The following is a 25,388-nucleotide window of genomic DNA, read 5'->3' as shown; positions in this document are numbered from 1 at the left end:
GAACATATTTATGATGTCCGTATCCATTGTGATTCAGAAGCTACATACAAAACTCAATCAGGTGCTAGTATATGTGAAAATCATATAGAGCTATATGAGGTCTGCACTGATTGTAATTTGACATATGATAAAGATTCTCTAGATGATGAGAGGTGAGGCAGTTGCAGTGAAAATATAAGAGAACAGTAATTATCCTCTATAGGAAAGTGACTGTTTTCATGATTCTTACTAAAATTGTTTTTCCTCACTATACATCGGCCGGCTAGCGCCGGTTCTGGCATTTAATTCCCATTGAGTAGTTAGCCTCGTACTATGACACTGGACTTTTGGTGAACAACCTGATTTATACCGAGGGAAATATCTCGCTAATCGACTGGATACATCCGGATGAGCTGTTTGGGTGAGGACCTCGCAAGCCTGATTGCAGATGATGAAGCCTGTTATATTTGAGTGTACAAACGTCAATAGCGCCAGTTCGGAAGCTACCGAATGAACACTTGCTATAAGACAGAAAACAGGTGAACCCGTATCTTATTTTCAAATATTCTGGTTTCACTAAGCTGCCCGTAAGCTTACTGAATTAGCAATCAGAGATTCGAATAGACATACTTCTAATCGGCAAAAAGCTCAAGTTCTTGTCCCTCGACATGTTGTACACTGGTCCCAAACCGTAGCACTAGATAAACACCATTTTATTTTATCCAAGCCGCTAAACAATTTAGTTTAGGGCTTTTAATGAAGCAGTTAGTTTTCTTTTGTGATTTGACTATTTGGATTTTGAACTTTTAAGGTTATGGATCATGTTCAATAAGAAAGGTTCCTTTTCTAAATTGACATAAAAAAACGAAATACTTACATTAATTAACCGATTTTGAAAAATGACCATCCTCCATTGGAATACTAGGAGACGGTCATTTTTAAAATCATAGCCAGTTGGTTTGTTTTAAGCGTAATAACAATTTCGAATCAAAATGGGTGTGGTGGTGGAGATTTAAACTCGAGATCCCCAGTACTCCAGCCCTGCCCAAAAAGCTGGGTTTTTCCATTTATCAATCTTCATTAATTTTCGCTGACTCGTAACAAGGGAATCAACTATGTTAACAACACCTTTATTTGTTATATCTTTCAAGAAAAAATCGAGGATTTCAAATGTTGCTTGAGCATTAACATCCCAGCGGCACAATACTACACCCGAAAAATCATAAGATAGGATACTGTTAAGAACACCAGTACTTGATTCGATCTGTTCTTCATAGCTTGAGCCAGCACTGCATGATATTAATATAAGATTATCTGTTAACTCTTGCAACTTTTCAAATTCCTCTCCCCAAATCGTATGGGATTGGCCTTGGATACCAACAGCACCGCTTAATAAACCTGCGTTTCTATCACTGATCCCATGTCCTATAACAATGACAGTAGATGGAGTTTCCTTTTCACAAAGCGATGCTAATTTATCAATTTCATCTTCTTGACCAGCAAGCTCAAGATGTATTATTTGTGGGTAGGTTATCCAATCTTTTATTTTATTCCTCGCTATTCCTATGGCTTTATCCTTCGTAGAACCTAGAGTCACAATTACTACTTTTGTATTTCCTTTCTTTACAACTCTTTGGTTTACTACCTGAGATAAATCAAGAACGTTACTAACTCCATTCACTTTGTTAAGTAACCACTCCCCTCTATCATTCAATAAACTTACAGAAAACAATGGAAGTGATAAATCAGGAGAAATATTAAGAGCTATTTCTGACATCCCCATACTTATAGACGCTAAGAAGTCATTCAAAATTATTAATATTGGCTCAGACAAACTCTCAGCAAATATGCTGAACAGCTCTTCTTCCTCCTTTGTGTAATCATATGAATCTTGCAGCATGTTTCCCAACATTTTAGCTGCTTCCTTGTATTTAAATGTATCCAACGGTACGTATTCTACATCAAGCTTTTTATTACTGGCTATTAGAACGATGACCCCAAACTTCAGCACTGCATACTGAACAAAGATACTTTTATCTTCTAATTCAGTGTATAAATCAGCAATACTTGAAGCTGTAATTGATAATGATCGGTAATAGGGATGGTATTTCTTTAACTCCTCTACGATCTCATTCTGTTTATGAACAAGATCAGCCTTTTCCTTCGAGTGTTCCAGCATTATTATTTCTTGATAAATCCGCTTATAAGATTTTTCCAACTCCCTTAGCTCAGGTGTCAAATTCGAGTCACTCGCTCGAGTTTCGAGAACAGACCTTGGACTGATATAAGGGAAAACTTCTAGAAGATCTTGTAGTGCCGATTGCTTTTCTTCAACAGAGAATCCTTCTCCTTTATATATCAATACGAGTATCTCAAGATAGTCAAGTAATGTACTACGGTGAGAATCGGAGAAATTTGCGCGCTCCCCTTTATGAAAGAGACCACTTCTTCTAGCATCCATAATTTCTACTGCAACTTTTAATAGACGACGGGTAAGATGATATCCATCTAAGTCTTCCACCTTAACGCTAATCAGAATTTGAGACCAAGATTGTAAACACCTGATGAGCAAATCTTTTCTCACAAGTAAATGTGGAATCACCATTTCAGAATATTTAGTAATTAGCTCCGATGCTTCTACAGATCTATCTGTTTCTATACATGCCATGATGTAGTTAGAAAGATGGATCGCCCAATTTGTATCTAATTCAGTTGGGAAGGTATATATAATAGGATTTAACAGATCATAGAGCTTATCAAAATCATCAGTTAAAATAAAAGAATGAATTGCGACATGATGTGCATCAGTTCTATTTGAGAATTTTTCGAATAGTTCAGTAAGGTCTTGTTTATGAACAGATGAAACAACAACTCCCTGATCTAAAATTATGCGCTGAATCATACTTATACCATCTTCCACAAACGCTCCTAATTCCCCAGTCATCCTTGCTAATCTCATACCCACAATGATTGAGAATACACCTTCTGTACTATTTCCAATTCTAAATTGAGTGTTCCCCCAGGAAAAAAAGGCAAGCATTCTTGCTATATGATTAAATGGTTCTGAAGTTGCACTTGCAATTTCAAACAACGTCAATGAATGATTTAGAGACTCTTGATCTTTTCCCATCGCCCCCAATATTAATGCAGCCTCGTACCTTATCCAAACTTTGTTTTCTATATCGCCAGAGGCTTCAGAGTACATAAGTCCCCCTTCAATAATCTTAAGGAGTTCCTCCTCATCTTGACCTCGAACAAAACTCATACTTTTTAATTTTCTTAGTAGACGCAACGACGTTGCAGGAGTTAATTCCATATCAAGATCAGCTTCTAAATCTTTCTTTATTAAATATGATTGATTTATTATTTCATTATCAACTAATTTCCATTCTTCAATTTCTGCTAAGAATGCTTTTGATAATCCTTGTTTCCATGTACTTTTAGTATATGACTTATCAATGTAGTTACCCCAGATAAGATAACCTTTTTGGTTTGTGGACAGAACCTCCATACTCTTTATAAGTTCCATGACCTTTCGATCTAGTAATCTTTTATCTTCCCGTACATCATCGTCCTTAAGTCTAATTCTTAAAACTTTACATGCTACTAAATTATCCTCAAGTATCTTAAGCCTGCCTTTTGCAGCTTCAAATGCAAAAGGGGCATCAGTAGTATAAGGGACCTCTGACCAGTGCTCAAATGCCTTGTATGCACTACCATAATTAATATTAAAAAATAACCCCAGTCTATAATGAGCTTCTGCCTCAAGATCTGGGAATTCTTGAACTTGTGACAATACATGACTAGATACCACACCTAAATCAGTAGGAGGACTAACTTGCAAATCCAAGAAACGAGCTAATAATAGTTCTGTAGGATTATGATTAAGTGTATAGATATTTCGTCTTATGATTGCGGCTTTTTGGTAGTCCCTAATTTGGTTATACCCATTGGCAAGAAAATCCAATATTTCTGGATTTTCTTTTTCTAATTCTTCGCTAGTTTCAAGCCAATATCGGATCTCATTGTCATTAATAAATTCAACGGCTAATACAGATTTAATTATTATTCTAGCTACACCATTAACAAAAGGGTCTTCTTCAATCAGTTGCTTACCAATTTCAAAAGATTTTTCAGGTTCATTATTTGCATAGTACAGATCCGCTAAAGTAATTAATTCATTGGATTGAAGCGACACTCTTTCGCTTTCATATAATGATATTGCATTTGTTTTTAATCCATGCTTAGTGTAAGTTATAGCTTTATATATATTTATTATTTTTTTTGGCAATTGATCTCTTTGGTTATCAATTATTTGAATCATGTCTTCTAAACTTTTAGTTTGCATTTCCTCAAGCAGTTTCTTTTGAATATCAATTACAACATTATCTTCTTCTGCCATAGAAAATACAGCAATATCTACATCATCGTTATCTTCTAATATTTTGTAGATCGTGTCTCTGGAATCCTCTTCTACATAAAGACAAACAATAGCTTTCTTTTCATTTAGCAAATCACCTAGCCTTTTTACAAAACTCGACAGCCAGTTCCAGTCAAGTTGATGTTGTTGAAAGAATCTAATTCGCTGATTTGCGATTTTTCTTATAAATAATCCATCTCCATTAAAGGATTTGATTAACCTTTCAACTCCATTAATTACGAGGTAATTATAATTAGTGTGCTCCATTAACGAAGTAAACAAATCATTAACTGACACAGATGTCATGTTCAGGACTTCGATCTTGGGATTTGTAGATTTCTTTGGTTTTCCATAATAATCGACAATGAGTATTTCTCCCTCATGGCTCAATAGATTACCCGCTATTACTTGAGTTAAATCTGGACCTATATTGTTTAATAAAATAGTAACCTTATTCTCAAAAAAAACAGTTCCTGTAGTCGCTGGTGCTTCCATACGGTTCACTCCCATATTAGTAAAGTTCCGTTCGGATACTACTATTATTTAACAATTAGTTCCTTCACCTAGGAAACTAGGTGTTTTCTATGAGTGTTGCTCGTTTTCACTTTGAACGCCTGAATAGTGAACTGGAGCCTAAAATTCAAATACATCTGCTATATTGACATAAATGTTTACAGATATTTGAATGCACTGACTATTCCATAAAAATCCAATATGAGAATACTGCTATTAGCTAGAACCATTACTAATCTGAATTTATAAATCGAATCAAAGTCAGCATCAGGGTCATCAACTACCTTCTCAATTAAATCCATCATGCGTTTTGGAAATAACAATGCAATAGTTGTAAATAACATCGCAAATCCGCTTAGCAAAATGTAAATAAGAGCACTCGCAGCCGTTTTAATTAACGAATCAGCTTCTCGAGTGACGGTTGAATTTTTTGATGCTTCGTTGAAATTTTGTGTTATCTGATTAAATTCAATAGACGACCAAATTGAGATGCTTATATTAACAATCGAAATAAGAATCAAATATATTATTGCCAAATTAACTGACCAATGATTAGTCTTCATGTGCCTTATCCCTATGCCTATTATCAATAAAGAGATACGTGTTACGTAGCTAAACCATATAATAACGAAACTTTCCTATGAACTTCTTTATCTTGCGATCAGTAAGCTAATGAAAAAATAGAAACGAAGACACTGTAATACATAAGAATCTCACTATCAGTCATCCCTAGTTATAAATATAAGACTGATAAATGAGGGGTGGCCTGAAGCAGCTGATTATCAAAAGGAGATTAATTCCATTTATAAATGCTAAAACATCCTCCTAATAATAGGTTGATAAGTATTGTTCAGAAAATACTGATTTATAAACGGCAACTTTATATAGATCTCTCCCTTTCAAGCAAAGAATGATACACGTAATTAAGATTACTACTGAAGTGAAAATTGAAATGTGAATACATCAGTTAACATGTGATGCCCGCTGTATTAGTTTTTAATGAATCTCTTGCTTCAATTGTACTGAATGAATTACTAATGTAGTTTTAGTATCTAATATCGGAAAAGAACTCTCTGGGTTATGAATAGAAACTATTCTTCTTCTTCCCGTAACCTCTCTTCGTAGTCATCTTGAGCTTCTTTTTGTCGAATACGTTCTTCAAGATCTGCTTCAATTTCTTCCACGCTAATGTGTTCCTCATTGGCAAAAGCTGATTCTTTTTGTTCCTTATTTCGTTCAAATTCTGCCTCAAGTTCATCAGTACGTTCCTGGTCTTCGTAGGGTTCTGTATCTTCTTGAAATGCATCATCATAATCCTCATCATGACCTAGCGGATCAGTTGAACTGATCACTTCAACTTCATCCAGTTCAATGTAAGGTGAATCAATATCAATTAATTTAATTTGATCGTTATGTGTACCAGAAAAAATTTCAATATAAACCCTTGCATCTACCTGACATTTTATTACACTAGGAAGCTCAATGTTAGGTTCTCTACTACCAACATAATAATTATGATCAACATATACAGTAAAATTCACCTTACAATTAATAATCACTATTTCATCATCAATATCATTAATATAATTATTAATCTCTATATCTTCAACCACATCCACTGCAATAAAGTCTGAATTATATTCGATACTTTCTATATTTGTAAGCTTTTCTTCAATTTCTCCGTGCATATTTTCGTTAATATAAATTTCTATTTGCTCAGCTAATTCATATTCTTGATTATCAACTTTCTCCTGTAGTTCCTCGAAGTTTCTGCTTACAAATTCAAGACTCATTTTAATAAAATCATTGAAGTATATGACAAACACTTCGGCATTGTTCGCTTCCATCTCTTTACGTAGTTCTTCTCGTACTTCTACAATCTTGTTATCTGTTAGTTTGAACCAATCTTCTTTTTTATCTCTTGTTATAAACAAAATAGGTTTTTTTTCTTCATTGGACTTTTTTAATAATTCCTTCCAAATGATTAAATCCCCGAATTTATTTGTGGCTTTGTTTCGATCACTGTATCCTGGCGGGATACTATTTTCATATCGTATGATACCTTCTTGTTCAATATCTGAGACCTCTTCGTCAGTAAACCCAGTGCTAGTTCTAGAACAAAGTGACTTTTGGAATACTTGTACCAATTTTGATTGAAGGAAATCTTTGTTCTCTTCGGTTGATAAAGCTACATTTAATTTGAACTTGCTGATTGCATCATACAAAACTTTATTTATATCGATTTCAGCAATTAAATCTGACAGCAACTCATGACCTTGTTCATCTAGTTTTTTGTGTAGCGATTGAAATTTTTCATCTATGGCCGAGATAGTTTTATCGAACTCCCTATCAAAATTATTTAGACTTCTAATTGAACCAGTTATTTCACCGGTATAATTGAGTTGGGGATCCATCTCAACATTAGCAACATGGGAAGGAATCCAAATACGATCTTCAATAAAAAGTAGAGTGTCCATTGCATATTTAGAAAGCGGTGAATTACATTCTTGTAAAAAAAGCAATGCAGATGTGTCAACGGATATGAGAGCACTTTTCCAAAGTCTCCTGAAATCTTGTTCACTTAGATAACTCATCTATTCTCCTCCATTACATATTCAGCTTGTATGTTTCGCATTTACCAGTAAAACTTAAAATCAGTTATAAGCGTGACCATGTGACCCAGATCTCTCCTCTTTATTTAACTCAGCTTTAATTACTCACTAAGACTACGATTATGTAAAATAAGAAATAAGGAATTTATTTCTGTACATAGATTTTTCAGTACATCATAGGAAGGCAACCCAAGCTGCGCTTGAAAAGATGGATGAGCCTGCATATTCCTAAATTTTCTTATGTTATGGAATTTATACTTTTGTTCAGTATCTATAATTCTTCTCTTAGACAATCTGTCAATCATAGCTGAAAGTGTCACACGGTTACCTTCAGAGTAATTTGATCCATAGACCTTCTCGTGAACATGAGCAACGGTAGCCTCAAAAGCCTTAAATGCTTGATCCAGCGATAGTGTCAGGAAACTCCAATATAAATAACCGTAGGCAAAGAGAGCTTTAGATACTTCTAACATCTCTTTTATGTCTGGAACAATATGTTCATTAAGATCAAGCTTATCGATCAACTCTATCAAGTGACTCTCCGTAATTTTTTGTTCTTCACCTGTCTGTAGATTGGGCTTAACAAAATAACTAAAAAGTTCATCAGCTTTATAAAAGTTCTCATTTGTTATTCGTTTCATATACATACCCCACTTTTCCAATAGTTTACTTGCTATACATCATATATAATAAATATTATCGGCTACTTAACTGATGAAACATAACCCTTGTTAAAGTTTCAAGTACTCACCTATACTTATGGATCAGAGAAGAGAATGATTGACTAAAAGTTGCAATTACTAGGAGTGAATATACTTTGTCAGCACAAACAAAAGTCTCCTTTTCGATTTCTCATAGCCACAAAGCTGCAGAGTGGGATACAAAGAAAAATAAAAGGATTTCACCGAACGATGTAACTGCAGAATCTCATCGTTGAGCATCGTGGGTATGTGAGTTTGGCCATGAAGAGTTTAACCCGGTAAGGATCAGGGTTCGTGATGCCGGCTGTACTGACAATTTACTTCTGGTGAAATGATTAAGTACATCTCCCCATTCTGATGGCAACCAAACCTCATCACAGCTGATACTTTCTAAGATTGCTATTATTCCCTTATCATGGTCACTGTCTTTGTGTGTGCACACAGCAGCATTTACTTTATCCTTACCTACTATGTTTTGAAGTGTTTAGCCACTCTGATTCATCTCCACCATCTACCATTACCGATTTCTTTTAATTATGTACTCTTATTTCTAAATAGAACGAGTCACCTTTATTCAACTTAAACGCTATAAACTTTCCCAATATCCCTTCCTCCTCTTCCCATGGATAATAATATATATTCTCATTTACTCATCACTTTTTTTACATACTTCTCGGCCTTGTAATCCTTACGAACTTCATGCAGCGTAGTTGAATTTGTCTCTGACCAGGATTCAAGTAACCTTCTGGGTTCCGCTTCGATTATTTTACGTGCTTCAAGGGTGTCACCAGCCCTGAAGGCCTCAATAATGTTGGATAAGTCAGTTCGATCAATCAATTTCACATAATTGATACCTGCCAGCATTTCACATGAATCTGTGAATCTGGTTGTTGCAATGACAACCGCTTTTTTGGCCTTATAGTATCTCATACAAGAGAAGACTTCTTGAACGGCACTAATGCCTACCGGATTTTCTACAGCGTATCTTTTGGCTTGGATGACATTTCTGACTCCATCCGGATCAGTAAAAACTACGTCAGCTCCAAAGTCACGACTACCCACAGTCTTATATACACCGGAGTAGCCTAGCTCGATTAATAATCTGTATAGGTACATTTCAAAACCTGAGCCGTCACCCATCCTATCAATATCACCTAAAGTGATTTCTCTTAGATCGTAATCCTCCTTATCAAATACAACGATAGTCTTTTGTTTTCTCGACAAGATGAGAATTAATATAGACAACACAAAAACTGCAGCAATAATCAGCAGAAAAATAATATAGTCCATTAGGTCTACCCTCCTTCTAATTTCTAGTACAACAATACCATATATTTCAAGGTTATAGATAGAATTTGTGATCGTAGTATTATGAAAATCAAGATTTTGAACTCTGTTAACAAGCCGTAGGCCAAGGTTTGAAGCGGATGACCCGGTACTTTTGTGAGCTTTTAGGGGTCTCCAGATCCGGCTACTATCGTTATCTTCAAGCAGCAGATGGTACGCTTAAAGCAGGCTCAGCGCGATGAAGATGTCTTTAAATGGGTGAAGAGAGCCTTTCATCGCCCAGGTTTTAAGAAAGGTTCACGTTCCAGCAAAATGACGCTCATCATGAGTTTGGTATCGTGTATAATCTCAAACGAATTCGCAGATTGATAAAGAAATTCGGTTTGGTCTGTCTTCATCTGAAACCCAAACCATTCAAACGGATGGCTAAGGCGGCTCAGGAGCACCTAACATTACCTAACCTTTTATAGAGAGACTGCATGAAAAGAATCCCTGGTCTCGCTCTTCTGACGGATATCACCTATCTACCTTAGTGACAGTCCAAGATGGCCTATTTGTAAACCATCCTCGATATTACTATCTAATCCGAAATGACACCAAGTTCCTGTCCTTTTCGGCAATGGAATAATGTCCTTGTCCCTCTACAAAAAAAGCCGCTATAATAGCGACTTCAATGAGACTATGTTCTTGTTCCTCGACACCCTTTAATCCTCTCTCAGCACAATCTTGCTGGCGACATCCTTGATCCTATGGCTGGCAGATTTTTGTTTCGCGTGTTTCATACACTCCACTTTTTAAAGCTATAACATTTGAGATCTTCACATAAGAAGATCTCGTTTTTGTGATTTGCTACAAATTACGGTAATTGCATTGCTCGATTCATAAAAATCTCATCTACTTGACTCAATGTCATTCCAAAATGTGTACTAGCTCTTTCAAGTATAATGGGATCGTGTATTTCAGGAACGTAATTGTTTCCGTAATCCGTTAAGATATCGAACTCCTTCATCATATAATTGTAAACTGTGTCAGCATCACTGTTTTTAGTATCACCGAATTGTTCACTTTTAGTTGCATAATATGCGAAGGAGGTTGGGGTAATTCGGTTTTTTCTGTAGAGTGCTACGTAATCATTAAAGCTAAAAGGAGATTCATCTTTGTAAAAATCATTTAAATATTTGTAGTAATTAATCAAATCCTCATTTCGACCCTTATAGTTCTTAGGGATGCTATATAAGGACTCTAATGCTTTTTTATCATCTCCAGCTTGGCCATAGATATGATATTTTGAAAAGTGATACATCATCTGGAGATCCTGATCTGTTGTTTGGATCTTATCAATAAACTCCGTTATGAGAGCGTATTGTCCTGTGGCTAAATAGCCATTTAACTCATCCCAAACCTTCTCGCTCTCGGTCGCTGCGGTCTGAGAATCACTCGTGCTAAAAGAATACGTATATCCGATCATTTTTCCAAGAGTCTCTTGGGACAAAACAAATTCACCCTCAAGATTCTCACCTTGTTTACCAATTATGTTTTGAACTGAAATAGGTTGTATGATACCTGCTTGAGACGTGATTTGAAGGCTATACTTTCCAGGAACTAACCCTGCTCCATTATTAGAAATCAACTCACTTTCTAACTTACCATTATTGACTTCAACTTCTTTCTGAGCTGAGAATCCATCTTCACCTGTTATAGATAAAACAAGTTTCATTCTATTTGGTAAATTAGTGGTGCCGGTGAAAAGGAGTCGGTTATCCTTATCGAAATCTTCTTTTACGGAAAGTTCAACATGGAGACTACTACTTGCTTTCTCTGAGCACGCACAGAATAAGAGAATTATACTAAGAAAGAGTAGTATAGATTTTGCATTGATTCTCATAAGCTATGTTTATACCTCCAATTTTTATTACTCCTTATATCGGAGAGACAGTTTTGAATGTTGATACCTTTAGAGATTGCAGTTATTTCGCAAGTTATAGACTTTTTCTAATTAGAAAGGATTATGGGTTTGGCTTATTAAGCCATCTAAGTCCAGCTTGTCCTAAACCTAAAAATTCTACTACCCAGTTGTATATATTAAACGGTTCTAATCCTATAAAATATAAACTACGCGTACAACTCTTTACAGTTGCACGCTCTTTTTTATGTCTTTGTAAGCCACAAATATCCAACTAATTACTAAAAAAGCATGTCAAACGTAAACCAAACGTATCTTTTAAATAAGTATCTGTTGCTAGGATAATTTGTTTCATAGAGTTTGTGATCGCTAATATTGATACTCCTGGTTGGACAATAGAAATTTCAAATTCTGTTTCATAACCAGCTCTCACCATCTTTTTTAACATATTTAAAGTTTGTAAGTTCCCTTTTTCAAATCGTGTTTCACCATAGCTTTTCTGTCTCGAATTTTCCCTTTCAATCATTCTTTGTATTATTTCTAATACATTATCATTCCAAACAATTGATTTTTCAGCTTGGCCGCAAACTTCATATAGATCTGAGACACGAGAACCGGGATGCTCTCCGTGTGAATACTTACAATGATAAAGATGAAATATAATTTTTCTATGCTGCATATCAATTTTAATAGAAACAATATCAGCAATTTCCCCTGATCCATCATCGTCAAAAATTATGTCTGAACTTTGATCGACAATATTGTGTATCGTAGCGTATTGTATAGAATCAATCTTTCTTCCTCTCCCTTGTGATTCTGATTTAATATTGACTCCAAGATCAGGCCAGTTAACAGCAATAAGAGCATCTGAAGATAACTTAATTCCACTTTTTGGTTTGATCACTGTTTTTAGATTCTCCTGGACTACAATTACAGTTCCATCATGCTGTATAAAAGATATTTCTGGGGAATACTCATATAAGAAATCGATCATTTGAACTGATTTCTTACCTAATTTTACTATCAGCTTTTCACCTTCAATTTGCTTAAAACTATAAGAGGACTCATTAATAATTTGTTCAAATATAAATTTTCTTTCATTTATCAAGAATTCAAATCGAAGATTTCCATCAACCAAACTGGGGTTGCTTAATTCCGATTGATAGAAGGGATATGCCCTTTCTTCTTTAGTAATATACAACTGTTTCGTGAAACTATTAGATGTTTCAATCGGTTCCGGTAATAGTATCTTATAAGGAACACCTTCTGGGAAGTCCTTTATTACTTCTAAAGTGAGTGAATTATTTAAAATACTATTTGTATCAATGGTATCATCCAACACTTTTTTCCCTATATCCTGACACCACTCTGTCCAAAAGTTTATACGTTCCACCCAGCGCATCCAAACTTTCCCTCTATACGAACAACCGATACTTATACGTTCCCCACCTTGATAACCATAACCGAATAAATTAGATTTAGTCGAATTTGACACGATTGCTTCACTGATTCCAGACTTAATATCGGTACCCGCAAACATTCTAAAACTAATCCTTCCACTTGGTTGTTGTTTCAATCCTAAAGTGCCAATCATTAACCTATTTATCTCATTCAAGCTTCGATATACTGAATCTCCCTTAATTGCTGTGGCTTGTGGAAACATACTTTCAACGAGTCGATTCCCCTTTCCTGTATCAGTTTCGTTTATATGTATTATTCCATTCTCTTTGTCCAAAAACAAAACAAAAAAATCATAATCATATTGCATTATATCCTTTTGATCAGACCAAACTACTTTTGTTTCAATTTCCTCAATGAAAATGTAAACAGAATCCTCTTCATTTATCATTGATGTAGTTCTATCTGGATCCAAGACCAGTTTCCACGCGTCTACAAAAGTTCTTTCAGTAGGACACCGAAACATTCGGGTGCTTATTTTCATCTTGAGTTGTGATATATCTATATCCGTAACATGCCCTTTTTCAAACCTTCCAATAAACTCACTAAGTTCAATTTCTTTATCAATAGCTTGATGTGAATGTATATTGAGGAGCGAATTCCAATCAGAATCTTGACGATATAACTCTTCTATCGAGTCCTTTAGATCATCCATTGCCACATTTGTTATGAGCTTTGCATTTCCTAAATTATTACCACTTGTTCGAGCAAATCGTCCAATAAATTGAAGTGTAATTGGAAGTGACTTATATTTATCATGGATTGCTGCAATTTTTAATGTTGGAATATCGATACCTTCACCAAACATGTCTACACATACCACAATCTTTGCATTACCATCCTTAACTTCTTGTAAATATTTATTTCTTTGGGTAGAAGCAATACCAGTGTGAATTACAACTGGGTTGTATTCTGTATACTGAGAATATACTTTTTCATATAACTCATCGGCGCGTTTACGACTCTTCGCTCGTGCTAGGAGAACATGCTCCAATCCTTTGCCCAAATCTTCTTTTAATTGTTGGATTGCGATTTTCGCGATCTCTTCATCAGACTTTTGTTCGTCAAATTCTTGAATTGGATAAAACTCGATTGGCTTGAAGTATCCAGCTTTTTGCGCCATTGCCAGTCCGTAATTGAATATTATCTTACCATCAACTTTCTTTCCATCATTTCTAAAAGGGGTTGCAGTAAATTGTAGAATTTTCTTTCCTAAAACCATTTCTTTCACCGCTCCCCAATCCGGTGATGCAAGATGGTGTGCTTCATCAAAGATTACCACTTCTAGTTTTTGAATAAATTTCTCCCAAACAGATGAAGGCATTTTTTTTATCATACCTGGCGTAGAAACAACTATGTTCGCCTCCTGAAGTGCAGCAATTAGAGCTTTTTCATCTGTAGCTTCAACTTTAGATTTATAAAGGAAAGTAGTTGGATAAATAGACTCATTAGAGATCATATCTAATTTGGGAAGTATTCCAAAATGACGCGCTCCTTCATAAATTTGTTCTCTTAAGAGATTAGAAGGCACTATGATTAATGTTGAAGCAATTCTTTCAGAAATAATTGTTGCATACATTGTTTCGGACTTTCCTGTACCAGTAGGCAACACTATTGTAGCTGGAGAATTTGATGTTACCCAATGTGCACGAATTGCCGATAAAGCTCCAAATTGAGGTGAACGTAAGCCAATCTCACCTTCCCTTCGCGAAACTCTCTCCTGATAAGACAATCTCCAACTATCAATAATTTTTGCTTGACTTAATTTATTACCTTTGCTGTCTGTACAACGACTCAATTTATTACCACGTCCTATGGTTGACACTACTGTTTTATACCGCATGAAAAAAACCTTCTTTCTGTGTTAAAATTTTGAAGATCTCTTGAAGTAATTATATAATAATTCTTTCAGAATACGGTTAACAAAAATTATTTCTATTATTTGTAAATCGGGCATTCTGAATAGTTGTTTTTAGCGGATTCGGCTCAATACTGTGAGTTGGGTTGTCCCGCCCGAGTATATCTCTTGTTTATATGAAATGAAATGTGAAAATCATACTTCATATGCTGCATATTCATGTTTTAAGTAAATGAGCTTTTTGTTTTGACGTTTATCTAACCGGTATAGAGAAGAAGTTCTGTTCCCTCTTCACTTACATTTAGGTAAGCTAACCTGTCTGTTAGCTTAATGAAACAGATTAAATATCCCACTCTATTCAGCATTGGAACGGAGATTTTGCCTTCAGAAAACGATTTGAGCCTTATCCCACCACATTAGTTCTGTCATGATAATATTTAGATAACAATCAAATCCGCAATGACACAATGTTCTTGTCCTTTTCGGCAAAGGAACCAAGTTCTTGTCCTCAGCTTGGGACAAGAACTTGGTTCCTTAAAACAAAAAAGCCGCTATAATAGCGACTTTGAATGGAACAATGTTCTTGTTCCGCGACAGTGCTTGTTGAAGCTATTCAAGACTAAAGACAATCTTTGTTCCCGTCTCTTTTTCACTGAATGGCTTAAAATATTCTATAAACGTTAACTCAAGTCCTGGAGTTTTATCAGGTAATGGCGGTGATACTACATAATTAGTAAAAGCATGACCTGAATGACCACCACCTTTTAGCATTCGGCAATCATATTCATCTCCAATTTGCAATTCAAAATGGTGGTGATTATTAGTAAATGAGGGTACCTCAGTCTCATCCCAATCAATATTAAAAGTCACTACACTTGCATTATTATATTGCTTTATTGAATTTAAAGTATAAAAGAAATTCCCTTTTTCGACTGATTTTAATACGGGTATATGTTTTCTGAAATCCGATGGATCAACCATTGGTTTATAATGCTCTTCACTTCTCAATGTTCCAAAAACGACTTTCAGAAAATCCTCGTAAAGTTCAAAAGTTTCAGCCCATTCAGAGATATATTCAAATGGCGGGAAACCAGGATTGTTGTGTGAAAGCTGCTTCCGAAGTTTCAACATCTCACAAATTTGCTCGTCAATTTTAGAAATCCGTTCGTCATAATGCTCCGTTGGTCGTTCAAAAGGCATTCGTTTCAACTTTGATCTCCCCTTTACCTTGCTTAGTTATCGACTTCTCCCAGAGGTTATTCTCCACCTTCACTAAACTATCCTGCCCGTTCGTATTATGAGATCAACCAGTTCTTTCTGGTTGATCCTTTTTTCATTTGCATAGAGGATTAAGGTAGTCCGGTCGATCGTACCTGCCCGTGGGACTTGATCCCGAGTGCTATAGTGTTCGCCCTACTTGTCATGACCATGATTGAGGCTGGTTGGGACGTAAGATCCCGTATAACAAGCGATGCTATGGAGCGACAGAAGAACCTTAGGGATGCCGGTGAATCTAAACTTACAGGGAGAGATGAAATGAATCCAGTTGTCGGTCTAGATATTTCAAAAGAAGAAAGCCATGGACAAGCCTTTTTAGCACGCGGAAAGCCCTTCAGAGGGACATTCCAGTTCGAGCACACTCGTGATGGCCTAGCAATTTTACATCAAGTTTTGAAGGATGTTGAGACTACATCCAAACTTCGGCCTCTGCTTATTCTAGAAGCAACCGGCCATTACCAAAGTCCCGTTGTTCAGTTCTTAGAAGAACATCACTACATTTACATTGTCATTAATCCGCTCATCTCAAATCGGCTTAGAAAATCTCAACTTCGTAAAGTAAAGACGGATGCTGCGGACGCTTACCTATTAGGAGAGTTGTACTACAAGGAAGAGTTTGAACCTTTTAAGAAAAGAGGTGTGCAACTTCTCAATCTACGCTATCTTACAAGACAGTATGAGTCCCTTTCAAAGATGTGTGTACAGACGAAGCTGCAATTCCAAGCCGTTTTAGATCAGGTTTTCCCAGCTTACAAAGGCGTCTTTGGAGCTATGTATTCCCGTATTTCACTACGGTTTTTAAGTAATTTTCCAACCTCATATTCAGTTTTACAGACGGATGAAATTACACTCAAAGCTAAGATGAAAGAACTACTTTCTTCGAAACGGGGGCGTTCAGAGGGCTGGATTAACCAACGGGTTCAGCGACTGCTACACGCGGCGAAGCAAAACCCATTTCAGCAAACCATGTATGCAAGCCACTTAATCAATTTGAAAGTTCTTATTACCCTTATTCTTCAGTACCAAGAGCATCTTGCTGAACTGGAACAGAACATAGATGCTCTCGCTGAAGAAATTGAAGAGTATGAATTAATTCAGTCGATTCCCGGTATTGGGCATAAAATTGCTGCAACAATTTTATCTGAAATTGGAGAAGTCGACCGATTTGATCACCCAAAAAAGCTGGTGGCTTTTGCAGGCATTGACCCGAGTGTCTTTGCTTCGGGTAAATTTACAGCAACTCGAAACCGAATCACGAAACGCGGTTCTAGGCAGTTGCGTTACGCCCTGGTAATGGCTGTCCAGTGTGGGCTTATACGCTCGCGAAATATGCGAATCAAAGCGTTCTATGATCGCAAGAGAGCAGAAGGAAAACCACATAAAGTAGCTCTAATCGCATGTGCAAATAAGCTCGTCCATTGGCTCTATGCAATCTTGAAAAACAAAAAGGAATTTCGTCCAATTTAAAAGATTACTATTGGCATAACCTTCCAAGACAAATCGGAAATTGGAGGGTTATTTGGCATGCTCATTTTAACTATACCACATGATTTAGTATCACTTTACTGGTAATCTTGACAAGCTATTAGCTGGTATAGCTTAATGAATTAACGAGGAAAAGAACCGTTTAGGTTTATGCCTAATCGGTAATCGGACTATGTTCTTGTCCATTCCGGCAATCGGTACAAGTTCTTGTCCTTGGCTTGGGACAAGAACTTGTACCGATAAAATAAAAAAGTCGCTAAAATAGCGACTTCGAAGGGACCATGTTCTTGCCCCTCGACATATTTACATACTCAGTAACGGTATTAAGCTCAGCTGTTGAAGTACATGCAATATATAATGGAAATATTTTAATTTGTTCACCTCTTCGATTTTTATATATGCATATGTCCTGGCCTTAGATTAAGATTAATTATCAAACTTAGGGTTAAGGTGGTCTTCTTCTATCTTCGAACGAAGCTCTCTTCATGAGAATATACAGGTTAGTTGGCGTATACAAAGTACTATTAATTTCAGACAGTGTTTCAGTATGGAAAGTCGTTGATAATAAACATTGAGTTTGGTTTTTAGTACGTCATGGAGTGAAGAAGCGGTCGCTTCCTTGCACAACAAGGTTGATACAACCAGGATTGTCCGGGAACAACATGATACAGTCGAATTTCTGTAATCGTTGAAAGAGCAGGACACCCCTACTCCAAAAGGGTGTCCTGCTCTTTTTTTATTTCGTATGTTTTTCTAACCAGTTTTAATCAAAGCTTAGCTCTTCAGAAATTCGATCAACGCTGCATTAAATGCTTCAGGATGTGTCGCATTAAAGCCATGTGGTCCACCTTCTACAACAACAAGCCGGCTGCCAGGGATAGATTCATGTGTACGTTGTCCACTGACTTCAAGCGGCACAATGGCATCGGAATCGCCATGAATAACCAGGGTCGGAATATTGAATTTCTCCAGGTCCTGACGGAAATCGGTAAGAGCAAAGGCAGCAATGCAATCCAGGGTACCCTTAGGGGATGCCAGAGCAGCAATATCCCGGTTATATAGACGGAACGGCTCGCTCACAAGGTCTGTACGATCTCCTGCAGCGAAAAAGTTATTTGTAAATCCATCCAAGAAGGCTAGACGGTCACCCTTAACCCCATTTTGGAATTCAGCAATCGTTGCATCGTCCAATCCTCCCTGTGGATTGTCCTCGGACTTATACAGGTAAGGAGGAACAGCGCCTGCAAATACAGCTTTGGAAACCCGTTCCGTTCCATATGTTCCGATATAGCGAGCTACTTCGCCGCCTCCCATGGAGAACCCAACCAGTGTAGCATCGCGCAGATCGAGGTGCAAAATCAATTTATGTAAATCAGATGCAAAAGTATCGTAGTCATAACCATCCCAAGGTTGGGAAGACTGACCAAAACCACGACGATCATACGTGATAACACGGTAGCCCGCTTCAATCAGGATAGGTACTTGTTTCTCCCAGGATCTTCCACTCAAAGGCCAGCCATGAATAAGGATGATGGGTTTCCCCTCGCCATGATCTTCGTAATACAGTTCAATTGGTTGTGCATTCTCTTCGCCTACGTTTACTTTAGCCATGGAAAATCCCTCCGTTTAGTTATGATCGTTTAATTGTTACTATTCAAATGCTACATATGCAATCTACTATTGTCAATCGTACCCAAGAATTAAATAGAATCGTTCATTGTAAATTGGAAACTTCTACACTCCTTTCTCCTGCAACTCTAAACCAATCAATAAAAAGTGATCTCTTATGATTAATGGTAATGGTCCTCAATAGAAAGAATCATTTTCTACTGTTCTACACATAGTCTCACAGTAAAATATTCTTTGTTCAGCAGAGATTTTCTCCAAGTTTGAGTAACACAACTGATCCTCCTATCAAAAAAGCAGCCCCGTCAGGAGCTGCCTCATGTTATGCCTTATTTTGTAATCCTATCTGTTTCCGCTAACTCGCCACCCGGATAAGGATTGATCTTCTGGATCGTTCCGTCTTCGTTGTATTTCAGTTCGGAATATTTAACGCAGCGCTTGTGGTTGACGCCTTCCGACAGGGAGCTGTCGTGATAGAACAGATACCACTTATCTTCAACTTGCACAATGGAGTGGTGGGTTGTCCAGCCGATAACTGGAGAGAGAATCTCGCCCTTGAACGTGAATGGTCCCATCGGGTTCTTGCCGATCGCATATACGAGCTTATGCGTGGTTCCTGTAGAGTAGGACAGGTAGTAATAGTCGTTATATTTATGCATCCATGGGCCTTCAAAATATCTCCGTTCCTCATCCCCGGCCAGAATCGGATTCCCGTCTTCATCGACAATTGATATCTCGGCAGGCTTGCCCTGGAAGGACAGCATATCGTCACTAAGCAGTGCAACTTGCGGTCCAAGCGCTGGCTGGTCAGGACCCGGTCCTTCTGCATCTGGCATGAAGCTGCCGGTCTGCCATTTCTCCAGCTGTCCGCCCCAGAGTCCGCCGAAATAGATGTATGACTGATTGTCGTCATCCACCAGTACAGCTGGATCGATACTGAAGCTGCCTTCCATATAATTCGGCTGCGGTTTGAACGGGCCTGCCGGAGACTCTGATGTTGCCACACCCAGACGGAAGATGCCGTCATGGTCCCGTGCCGGGAAGAACAGGTAATAGGTATTGTTTTTATAAGCGGCATCCGGTGCCCAGAGCTGCTTGGAGGCCCACGGAATATCTCTCAGATGCAGCGCTTCGCCGTGATCGACCACAGGGGAATCGAAGTTGTTCATCGAGAGGACATGATAGTCTTCCATTTTATACTGGTCGCCGTTATCGTTGCTCGGCTCGTCATGATCAAGGTCATGGGAAGGATAGATGTAGATTTTGCCCTCGTAGACATGGGCGGACGGGTCCGCAGTGAAGATGTGGGTTACGAGTGGCTGGTGGGGCTTAGGTAGTTGTTGTTGATTCATAAGGCATCTCCTTTGGTATTGGATAATAGAATCCTTCATAATTAGGGCTGGTGTTCTCTGTACCGTTGCCCAAGGCGCGCAGCCCCAGGTAGACGCCGGTGAAGCAGCTGGCTGAGGCAAGCCAACAAGGGAGGCGCTTCATCGTCCAGCATGTAGGCATTCCCGCGCTAGGTTCAGAATAGCGCTCAAGTATCCAGCGATTACGGTAATTCATTGATTGCATCCTCAGAATTCAAAGCAAGCGTTTACAATCTCTAATGTTATTGTATAAGCCCCGCTTATTCTTTCCTATACACATAATAAAGATCTTTCCCCCGAAAAAATGTACAATTCCCGCCTATTTGATTATATTGGAAATATACACCTATTGCTCGCGTTTTGCTTCTTGTTTTGTGTCGCCGCACAACAAGGCCAAGAAAAAAAGGCCGCTGGCGCAAATGATAAACTGTACCCTATGTAAAGGACATTTCTAAAAAAAACTATATGGCTTCAAGAAGATGATCTCTGTATTGTACAGGGGTCATCCTTTTTAGGTTCCACTGGTATCTATAGTGATTATAGTAGGTCATATAGGCTTTAACTTCACGTTTGACTTCGTCTAACGTGGCATAGCTCTTTAAGGAAGTTTCATCCTTAAAATGACCAAAAAACGACTCCTGCGGTGCGTTATCCCAACAATTTCCTCGTCTTGACATGGATTGTCCAAGCCCCATCCGTTTCACTTTCTTCTGAAAATCCGGATGAGTGTAATGCGTACCTTGATCGGAATGAATGAAGGCATTACGACTCTTCTTGAATTTGCGATTTTTCTGTAAGTGAAGCAACGTGTTTGTCGCCAGATCCATCGTCATTCGCTCCGACACATGATAAGCCAAAATTTCATTGGTGGAACTATCCTTAATGGTGGACAGATAGGCGCGTTTCCCTTGGCCGTAACTTAAGTATGTAATATCTGTTAGAAGTACTTTGCCCGGGATGCCTTGTTTGAAGTTGCGTTGTAACAGGTTAGGCATGGTTCGATGTTCATGGGTTGCCTTCATCATTCGTTTGTAGGGATTAGCTCGTCGATGAGGACATACAATGTCGTATTTTTTCATGATTCTTCGGATGCGCTTGAGATTCCAAATGATCTGAAATTGTCCTTGCAGCGTCATCTTAATGGAACGAGCGCCCTTGTTACGTTTCTTAAACTGGAAGGCTTGACGAATGTACACACCTATTTCCTCATCAACCTGTTCCTTCTTCGTGCGTCTGTGAATGGCTGAAGTGCTCCAGTATCGGTAATATCCGCTTTTGGAGACCCCAGCAGTCTCACACAGAACACTTACCATTCGCTGAAGATGGTATTTCTCAATCACGGTTCGGATTAACCTGTATCGAAGGCTAGGCGTTAGTTTTACTCGTGGTTCCACCCCCGTTCGGCCAGGCGAATCTTTTTTAAGAGTTCATTCTCTGCTTGGAGCAGGTGAATCTGCGCTTCGAGTTTCGCGTTCTTTTCTGCCAAGGTTAACTCTCGTTTTAGAGACTCTCCTGAATGTTTGCCTCGTGTATCTTGTAAGCCTATAGCCCCTTGCTCGTTGTAACTGGCTCTCCATCGGTCGGCTGCGGCTTTGACCCGAGTCATTCCAATGATCTGAACGTCAAATCCACAAGTCTCAAAGATCTCTCTAGGCAGCCTTTCTTGCTGATTTAATGTAATAAAGAGTTGTTTGAACTCGTCCGTATAAGTGATTCCCTTGGTCGAAACAGACTTCACATAGGGATTTGTAGCAAGTTGCTCTAGTTCGCTTGTTGTAAATGTTTTCTTACTCATTAATCGTTCTCCGTCCTTGTCTCGTACATGGTATATAACAAAAATACCCCATAGAGAGACTTTTTTAAAGTATCTACTCTATAGGGTACAGTTTAATGATTGCGGGTGGCCTTTTGCTGTAATCGAATATGAGGGTGTGCAGAAAAGGAGGAAAGCGCGTATTAGCTTGAAAAATTAGACGCGTTCATTGTGCCTCTTCTGACCACGAATAGGTCGTTCCTGCCGTTCTTAGGTAAACTTTTAGGATAGCGTCACCATACACACCTGTGGACGAAATGGAGAATCGCTCCGACGAATCGGTCTACACTGGAATTCTCCCCAGTTTCTTACCTTTTTGCGAATCTTGATAACTGACTTGCGACTGTAAAGCTTTCGCCCATTTCCGGTGAATTTCCTTCCTCGGCAAAAAACTGGAATTGTAGTTAGATATCCCATCTATAAGTCAACTTTTTGCCAAGTTTATCAAAAAGGAATCTTCGGGGATACCTATTTAGGTGGAGCATCCATGTTGGAGCCAAGCAAATCTTCTATTGTTACTATGGATTGTATTCAAGGGTAAGAAAGATTATTAATGTTGAACAAAAGTGCTCTCCGACTGAGATCGGCGAATGTTGCTTAGATAATCTGTACTCACTCTTTACTTTGTATTTGAGTTTGTTGTTTAGAACACTAACGAGATGTAATCATCTCTTCAGCTATTTTGACCAGATCCTCTTTACCTAGCGTCCCTCCATCCAATTCGATGGTAAGTAACGTAATTAGTTTCCTTATCCCTGGCATCGGGACTTTTATTCAGAATTCCAGCAATTTCAGCAAACGATTTTTCTTCAAAAACACGCAGAATCAATAGGTTCCGTTCAACTACATTTAGTTTCTCAAGCGCCCGGCTTAGTGGTTCGTTAAAGAGTTGGCTATCCAGCATTTCTGCAGGACTAATGGTAGATTGATCATGAGCCATTAATCTGAAATTCCATTTCTGTTGCATTTTTTTTCGACGGATTATGTTTATGTAGTGATGATAGGCCAATTTGTAGAGCCAGGCGGAGAAATAAACCTCAGGCTTAACGTAGTCCTGAATTTCGCCCGCTTGTACTCTTTTAATTCTGTATTCGGTTTCCTCATCCATGTTTCTTTAAGACACCTCCCAGGTATTCGCGATGAAGTTGATATATGCATAACAAACTAGGTAGTTCTAAAGGGACATTTTTTAGAAAAAGTTTCTAACAACAATATGGTAACTTAGGGAGTTCGCATCTGTGTATGTTATAAAACAAAATTAAAGCTGATTTGAGTACACCTGATTTGTTTTAAAACCTCATCTTTTTAAATCTATCGCCTGTCTTTAATTGCGTTAACTTTAACGCTCATCCCCCTATCTTGTAAAATGGATTTTTGGTGGCTTCAAGCATAGTTTACAGCAGAATGAGGCCTTGGATCATGCTCCACATGTACTGTCTTAGAAATGACTATGTATTTCCTTAATAACAACCTGTTGATAGTGAAAAGGGAACCTCCTTTTTCCGGGAACTGCCTTTAATTTACTGTATACTCACACGAGTCTATGGTAGGTTTAGGCAAGCATTTGGCACGAATGTTATATTGTTTGTGTTGTCATTTAGTACATAATAAAGATGTACGATTGATTCTATTCAGCCATGAATGTGAGCGTTTATTAGCTTCCCAAAGTGGATGTGAAGAATTCACCAGTAAAATGCAATTAGACGAGATAAAGCAAGGTCATGCATGGTGGTTACACAACAACAAATTCTGAGGAGTAATTTTACACTATGATCAATCGATTCATCAGCTTATTTTCCATTCCTTCGTATGCTTTACTCTTTATGTGTATGGCATTACAGGGAATGGGCATTTCACTCAGTACCCCCTTTTTATCTATTTATTTCACGGAACAGCTTGGCGTATCTATTGGAATGTTTGGTCTTTATCTAGCTGTTACACTAATTGCAGGAATATGGATCAGTACGCTAATCGGGAGACGTTCTGACCTCGGCTTGAATCGGAAGAGCGTTTATCTTTTCTCTACTCTCTCTAATGTCCTGGCCTTTAGTGGATACTTGTTCATTCAAGATTTTCCGATGTTGTTCATTTACATGACTGTGTTTACTGCCCTTGGTGCACTAGGGATGCCCCAGTTGTTCGCTATTTCTAGAGAAGCAGTGATAAAGAGTCATTTTACGGAGCGTGCGTTTGCTAATTCTACCTTGCGTTCTGCTTTCTCTCTCGGCTTTATTACAGGTCCTTTAATCGGCACTTTATTACTCACTGCTATTGGATTTAAGGGGATTTTTTTGGGAACGATCGGAGCTTTCCTGCTCGTAGCTCTGCTTGTTTTCCTGTTTCTCAAATCAAACACAGAAATGAAGAGCAGTAATGCTGAAGCGAATATAAAAAGTTTCCGACTGGCTCAAAACCGGGATATTCTAATTCCTTTTCTCATTATGATACTCATGTATACGGCTCATTGGATGAGCACCATAAACACGGCTCTCTTTATTACAAACAATCTTGGGGGAACGACAAGTCATGTCGGTTTAGTCAGCAGTATATGTGCTGCGCTGGAAATTCCCTTTATGATTGTACTCGGTCTACTTAGTGCAAAGTATAGTAACCGAATCTTGGTGTTTTGCGGGGCTATTTTTGGAGGAGCTTATTATTTCGTTATCCTTATCTCGAACGAGATGTGGCAAATGCTTGCAGCACAAATTTTGCTCGCTGTTTTTGTCGCCGTCATTTCTGCGATTGGAATTAGCTACATTCAGGACCTGCTACCTAGTATGCCGGGATATGCTTCCACACTCTATTCGAATTCATCCACAATCGGCAGGCTGATTGGTAGTCTTGTTGGTGGTGGAGTAGCCAGCATTGTGGGTTACCGATACTCATTTATCTTCTGCTTTATACTTATCATTGTTGCTGTAATTATGCTTGTGGTAAGTGGACGACAGCCTGTAGATGAACCGCAAATTTCAACCTGACTACGCCGATTCAATGGGATAATGTAGATTTTTAAGCTTTTCCAGGTATGGGGTAATTAACATTGGCAAGGCATCATGCTCGAAGCATTCCCTGAAAAAGAAACCGA

Annotated in this window: 14 protein-coding genes; 2 read left to right on the top strand and 12 right to left on the bottom strand. The window is 38.1% G+C overall.

Annotation, left to right across the window (positions count from 1 at the left end):
* Positions 1–991: 991 nt before the first annotated feature.
* The 8 genes from MHB43_RS17800 to MHB43_RS17765 form a co-directional block, all read right to left on the bottom strand.
* Complete coding sequence (locus MHB43_RS17800) at positions 992–4,894, bottom strand: CHAT domain-containing protein (protein WP_405117626.1); 3,903 nt, start codon at positions 4,892–4,894, stop codon at positions 992–994.
* Positions 4,895–5,070: 176 nt separating this feature from the next.
* Entirely contained in the window at positions 5,071–5,475 is a 405-nt protein-coding gene (locus tag MHB43_RS17795; protein ID WP_036673688.1) for a hypothetical protein, read from the bottom strand.
* Positions 5,476–6,003: 528 nt separating this feature from the next.
* Positions 6,004–7,506 carry a PIN-like domain-containing protein gene (locus MHB43_RS17790; protein WP_405117625.1) on the bottom strand — a complete coding sequence of 501 codons (1,503 nt, stop codon included), beginning with the start codon at positions 7,504–7,506 and terminating at the stop codon, positions 6,004–6,006.
* 119 nt (positions 7,507–7,625) lie between these two features.
* Entirely contained in the window at positions 7,626–8,165 is a 540-nt protein-coding gene (locus tag MHB43_RS17785) for a DUF4145 domain-containing protein (protein ID WP_036673684.1), read from the bottom strand.
* A 702-nt stretch (positions 8,166–8,867) separates the two neighbouring features.
* A complete protein-coding gene (locus tag MHB43_RS17780; RefSeq protein ID WP_405117624.1) occupies positions 8,868–9,515 on the bottom strand; it encodes a restriction endonuclease in 648 nt (215 codons plus the stop codon).
* An 853-nt stretch (positions 9,516–10,368) separates the two neighbouring features.
* The gene (locus MHB43_RS17775; protein WP_405117623.1) at positions 10,369–11,397 is read right to left on the bottom strand and encodes a hypothetical protein; all 1,029 of its coding nucleotides are present in this window, start codon (positions 11,395–11,397) and stop codon (positions 10,369–10,371) included.
* A 292-nt stretch (positions 11,398–11,689) separates the two neighbouring features.
* A complete protein-coding gene (locus MHB43_RS17770) occupies positions 11,690–14,716 on the bottom strand; it encodes a DEAD/DEAH box helicase (protein ID WP_405117622.1) in 3,027 nt (1,008 codons plus the stop codon).
* 624 nt (positions 14,717–15,340) lie between these two features.
* Positions 15,341–15,931, bottom strand: coding sequence for a hypothetical protein (locus MHB43_RS17765; protein ID WP_339185409.1), 591 nt, complete (start codon positions 15,929–15,931; stop codon positions 15,341–15,343).
* Between the two features lie 336 nt (positions 15,932–16,267).
* Between MHB43_RS17765 and MHB43_RS17760 the strand changes: the two genes are divergently transcribed.
* Positions 16,268–17,476, top strand: a complete 1,209-nt coding sequence (locus MHB43_RS17760; RefSeq protein ID WP_339185407.1) for an IS110 family transposase — start codon at positions 16,268–16,270, stop codon at positions 17,474–17,476.
* Positions 17,477–18,268: 792 nt separating this feature from the next.
* On the opposite strand, the gene MHB43_RS17755 is transcribed toward MHB43_RS17760, so the two are convergent.
* The 4 genes from MHB43_RS17755 to MHB43_RS17740 form a co-directional block, all read right to left on the bottom strand.
* Complete coding sequence (locus MHB43_RS17755; protein WP_145148156.1) at positions 18,269–19,105, bottom strand: alpha/beta fold hydrolase; 837 nt, start codon at positions 19,103–19,105, stop codon at positions 18,269–18,271.
* A 344-nt stretch (positions 19,106–19,449) separates the two neighbouring features.
* Entirely contained in the window at positions 19,450–20,472 is a 1,023-nt protein-coding gene (locus MHB43_RS17750; RefSeq protein WP_339176878.1) for a glycoside hydrolase family 43 protein, read from the bottom strand.
* 479 nt (positions 20,473–20,951) lie between these two features.
* Positions 20,952–22,285 (bottom strand): IS3 family transposase gene (locus MHB43_RS17745; RefSeq protein ID WP_339183318.1). Its coding sequence is split into 2 segments (ribosomal slippage): positions 20,952–21,883 and positions 21,883–22,285, totalling 1,335 coding nucleotides; the frame shifts between segments, so codons are not numbered across the junction.
* Positions 22,286–23,000: 715 nt separating this feature from the next.
* Positions 23,001–23,411, bottom strand: a complete 411-nt coding sequence (locus MHB43_RS17740; RefSeq protein WP_339176876.1) for a sigma-70 family RNA polymerase sigma factor — start codon at positions 23,409–23,411, stop codon at positions 23,001–23,003.
* Between the two features lie 661 nt (positions 23,412–24,072).
* Here MHB43_RS17740 and MHB43_RS17735 point away from each other — a divergent pair.
* A complete protein-coding gene (locus MHB43_RS17735; RefSeq protein ID WP_339176875.1) occupies positions 24,073–25,281 on the top strand; it encodes a sugar efflux transporter in 1,209 nt (402 codons plus the stop codon).
* The last annotated feature ends 107 nt before the right edge of the window (positions 25,282–25,388 follow it).

Source organism: Paenibacillus sp. FSL H8-0317 (assembly GCF_045040685.1).
Classification (GTDB): Bacteria; Bacillota; Bacilli; order Paenibacillales; family Paenibacillaceae; genus Paenibacillus.
Note: the sequence above shows the minus strand (reverse complement) of the source record. Positions and strands in the feature narration are given on the sequence as shown.

What these genes read in the sequence shown, in the direction of transcription:
- MHB43_RS17800 (WP_405117626.1), bottom strand. Translation starts at nt 4,894, where the DNA reads ATGGAAGCACCAGCGACTACAGGAACTGTTTTTTTTGAGAATAAGGTT.
- MHB43_RS17795 (WP_036673688.1), bottom strand. Translation starts at nt 5,475, where the DNA reads ATGAAGACTAATCATTGGTCAGTTAATTTGGCAATAATATATTTGATT.
- MHB43_RS17790 (WP_405117625.1), bottom strand. Translation starts at nt 7,506, where the DNA reads ATGAGTTATCTAAGTGAACAAGATTTCAGGAGACTTTGGAAAAGTGCT.
- MHB43_RS17785 (WP_036673684.1), bottom strand. Translation starts at nt 8,165, where the DNA reads ATGAAACGAATAACAAATGAGAACTTTTATAAAGCTGATGAACTTTTT.
- MHB43_RS17780 (WP_405117624.1), bottom strand. Translation starts at nt 9,515, where the DNA reads ATGGACTATATTATTTTTCTGCTGATTATTGCTGCAGTTTTTGTGTTG.
- MHB43_RS17775 (WP_405117623.1), bottom strand. Translation starts at nt 11,397, where the DNA reads ATGAGAATCAATGCAAAATCTATACTACTCTTTCTTAGTATAATTCTC.
- MHB43_RS17770 (WP_405117622.1), bottom strand. Translation starts at nt 14,716, where the DNA reads ATGCGGTATAAAACAGTAGTGTCAACCATAGGACGTGGTAATAAATTG.
- MHB43_RS17765 (WP_339185409.1), bottom strand. Translation starts at nt 15,931, where the DNA reads ATGCCTTTTGAACGACCAACGGAGCATTATGACGAACGGATTTCTAAA.
- MHB43_RS17760 (WP_339185407.1), top strand. Translation starts at nt 16,268, where the DNA reads ATGAATCCAGTTGTCGGTCTAGATATTTCAAAAGAAGAAAGCCATGGA.
- MHB43_RS17755 (WP_145148156.1), bottom strand. Translation starts at nt 19,105, where the DNA reads ATGGCTAAAGTAAACGTAGGCGAAGAGAATGCACAACCAATTGAACTG.
- MHB43_RS17750 (WP_339176878.1), bottom strand. Translation starts at nt 20,472, where the DNA reads ATGAATCAACAACAACTACCTAAGCCCCACCAGCCACTCGTAACCCAC.
- MHB43_RS17740 (WP_339176876.1), bottom strand. Translation starts at nt 23,411, where the DNA reads ATGGATGAGGAAACCGAATACAGAATTAAAAGAGTACAAGCGGGCGAA.
- MHB43_RS17735 (WP_339176875.1), top strand. Translation starts at nt 24,073, where the DNA reads ATGATCAATCGATTCATCAGCTTATTTTCCATTCCTTCGTATGCTTTA.